Source organism: Actinosynnema sp. (genome assembly GCF_052038725.1).
In genome coordinates, this window is the sequence record NZ_JBQGCX010001529.1 from 1 (window position 1) to 3308 (window position 3308).

General features: G+C 73.1%; 3 protein-coding genes and 1 pseudogene. All 4 read left to right on the top strand.

Translation table 11 applies throughout. The annotated features are described in order from the left end of the window. Positions 1-563 (top strand): alpha/beta hydrolase (locus tag ACTUAL_RS32150; protein ID WP_440902862.1); only part of this gene is annotated, 563 nt, incomplete at its 5' end. Positions 564-870: 307 nt separating this feature from the next. Beyond that, entirely contained in the window at positions 871-2214 is a 1344-nt protein-coding gene (locus ACTUAL_RS32155) for an ammonium transporter (RefSeq protein WP_440902863.1), read from the top strand. Further along, positions 2211-2549, top strand: coding sequence for a P-II family nitrogen regulator (locus tag ACTUAL_RS32160; RefSeq protein WP_096496600.1), 339 nt, complete (start codon positions 2211-2213; stop codon positions 2547-2549). Before ACTUAL_RS32155 ends, ACTUAL_RS32160 begins: the two co-directional genes overlap by 4 nt. Before the next feature lie 2 nt (positions 2550-2551). Continuing rightward, positions 2552-3308, top strand: a pseudogene (locus ACTUAL_RS32165) ([protein-PII] uridylyltransferase); the annotation flags it as partial.

Genomic DNA, 3308 nt, shown 5'->3' on the forward strand with positions numbered 1-3308 from the left:
CGCCTGCCCTGCCCGCGCTCACCCCGGTCCCGCTCGCCACCCTCGCCCCACCCGCGCCCGACCACACCCGGTCCACCCCCGCCGACGTCGTCCCGCACCCGTTCCCCGCCGTGTTCTGCCGCGACTGGAGCGTCCCGATCCGCGACCACCGGGAGTTCGCCGCCCTCACCGCCCGAGCCGCCCGCGCGGCCCCGACCACGGGCGGCTCCCCGCTCAACACCCAGGTCCTCGCGGCCTGCGTCGGCCGCGCCGACGACGTCGTCGTCCCGCAGCGCGACCTCGACCTGTCGAACTCCCCGAAGGTCCTGCTGCTCAACGCCCGCCACGACCCGTCCACCGCGCACGCCTGGGCCGCCAACGTCCACCGCCGCAACCGCGCCTCCACCGCCCTCCTCACCTGCGAGGGCTGGGGCCACGGCGTCTACGACCGCACCGCGTGCACCAGGTCCACCACCGACGCCCACCTCCTCCACCTCACCGCGCCCGCCCGCCCCGCGAGCTGCCCCGCCGTCGACCCGCCCGCGCTCTCGCGCACGGTGACCACGGCCCCCGCCCGAAGATGACCGAGCCCCCGACCCGACGAAAACCGTCCCGCCCCTGATCACCACCCCGGTGACCGACCGTCGCCCCGTCCCACGACCGCACGATCCGACCCCCCGGTCGGGGCGACGCCCGGCACCGTCCGTCACCGCAAGAACCCCCGGATTCCGGTACCGCAGGGTGAAGAATTCCTGCCTTCAACCCCGTGAAACCCGCCCGTAACAAGGCCGATCCGACAGTTCACCGGGGTGAAACGTTCCGCGTCGGCGGGCGAAACAGCCGCTGTTGATGCTCCCCTGCAACCGACGTGCTGTTGCTGTGGAGGTCGACGTGGATACAGGGGACACCGCCTGGGTGCTCGCCAGTGCCGCACTGGTGCTGCTGATGACCCCCGGACTTGCCTTCTTCTACGGGGGCATGGTCCGCTCGAAGAGCGTGCTCAACATGATGATGATGAGCCTGGGCGCCATGGGCGTGGTCGGTGTGCTCTGGGTGCTGGTCGGCTACTCGACCGCGTTCGGCGCCGACCTCGGCGGTGGCCTGCTGGGCAAGCCGTTCGAGTTCTTCGGCCTGAGCGGCCTGCTCACCCCGGACTCGCTGTTCGGCACCATCCCGACCACGGTCTTCGTCTCCTTCCAGGCGATGTTCGCGATCATCACCGTGGCGCTGATCTCCGGCGCGATCGCCGACCGGGCCCGCTTCGGCCCGTGGCTGCTGTTCGCGGGCCTGTGGGCCCTGGTCGTCTACTTCCCGGTCGCGCACTGGGTGTTCGACTTCGACGGCAAGGACGCCGACGGCAACGTCGTCGACCCCGGCGGCTGGATCGCCAACAAGCTCGCCGCCATCGACTTCGCGGGCGGCACCGCCGTCCACATCAACGCGGGCGCCGCGGCGCTGGCGCTGGCGATCGTCCTCGGCAAGCGCGTCGGCTGGCCCAAGGACCGCATGAAGCCGCACAGCCTGCCCCTGGTCGTGCTCGGCGCCGGTCTGCTCTGGTTCGGCTGGTACGGCTTCAACGCGGGCTCCGCGCTGGGCGCCAACGCCACCGCGGGCGTCACCTTCATCAACACCACCGTCGCCACCTCCGCCGCCATGCTCGCCTGGCTGCTCGTGGAGCGCGTCCGCGACGGCCACGCCACCACCCTGGGCGCCGCGTCCGGCGTCGTCGCCGGTCTGGTCGCCATCACCCCGGCCTGCTCGTCGGTCACCCCGCTGGGCGCGATCGCGGTCGGCGCCATCACCGGCGCCCTGTGCGCGCTGGCGGTCAGCCTCAAGTACCGCCTCGGCATCGACGACTCGCTCGACGTGGTCGGCGTGCACCTGGTCGGCGGCCTCTCCGGCACGATCCTCATCGGTTTCTTCGCCAGCGACGCCGCCCCGGCGGGCGTCAACGGCCTGTTCTACGGCGGCGGCGTCGACCAGCTCTGGCGGCAGGCCGTCGGCGCGATCGCCGTCTTCGCCTACTCCTTCGTCCTCAGCCTCGCCCTCGGCTACCTGGTCAAGCTGACCGTCGGCTTCCGCGCGGAGCAGGATGACGAGGTCGGTGGCATCGACGAGGCCGAGCACGCCGAGACCGCCTACGACCTCGGCGGCCTGTCCGGCTCGCGCGGCTCCGCCAAGCCCAGCGTCGCCGCGGGCGCGTCCGCGGTCCTTGAGGGGAGCAACAAGTCGTGAAGCTGATCACCGCGATCGTCAAGCCGTTCACGCTCGACGACGTCAAGACGGCACTGGAGCAGCTGGGCGTCCTGGGCATGACCGTCAGCGAGGTCCAGGGCTACGGCAGGCAGAAGGGCCACACCGAGGTCTACCGGGGCGCCGAGTACGCCGTGGACTTCGTGCCGAAGCTGCGGATCGAGGTGCTGGTGGACGACGCGGCCGTGGACAAGGTCCTGGACGCGGTCGTCGAGGCCGCCCGCACCGGCAAGATCGGCGACGGGAAGGTCTGGGTCACCCCGGTCGACACCGTGATCCGGGTCCGGACCGGGGAGCGCGGCACGGACGCCCTGTAGCGATGACTGGAGACGGCCGGATGGAGCACACCGAGACGGCCGTCGTCACGGCTGACGACCTGGTGCGGGCGCGCGATCGCCTGCTCGCACCGGGTCGTCGCCGTCTGACGGGCGAGGCCGTGCGCGAGGCGCTGGTGGACCTGCACGAGTTCTGGCTCACCGCGCACGCCTCGGCGTCGGGCGTCGGCGGGGCGGGCGGCGGGCTGGCGCTGGTCGCCGTGGGCGGCCTCGGCCGCCGCGAGCTGGTCCCCTACTCGGACCTCGATCTGCTGCTCGTCCACAACGGGCAGAAAGGCGTGGACGAGGTCGCCGAGAAGCTCTGGTACCCGCTGTGGAACTCGGGCATCGGGCTCGACCACTCGGTCCGCACGGTCGGCGAGGCGCTGCGCGTGGCCTCGACGGACCTGCGCACCGCCATGGGCCTGCTGGACGCGCGGCACCTCGCGGGCGACGCCGAGGTCAGCGCCCGGCTCGCGGAGGGCGCGCGGCAGGCGTGGCGCGCGGGCGTGCGCGGCAGGCTGGACGAGATCGCCGAGTCCGCGCAGCGCCGCTGGGCGCGCAGCGGCGACATCGCGCACCGCGTCGAACCCGACCTCAAGCACGGCAGGGGAGGGCTGCGCGACCTGACCGTGCTGGACGCGCTGGCCGCCGCCCAGCTGGTCGACCGGCCCGGCGCCGAGGTCGCCGAGGCCCGCAGGCTCCTGCTGGACGTGCGCACCGAGCTGCGCCGCGTCGCCGGGCGACCGCGCGACGTGCTGC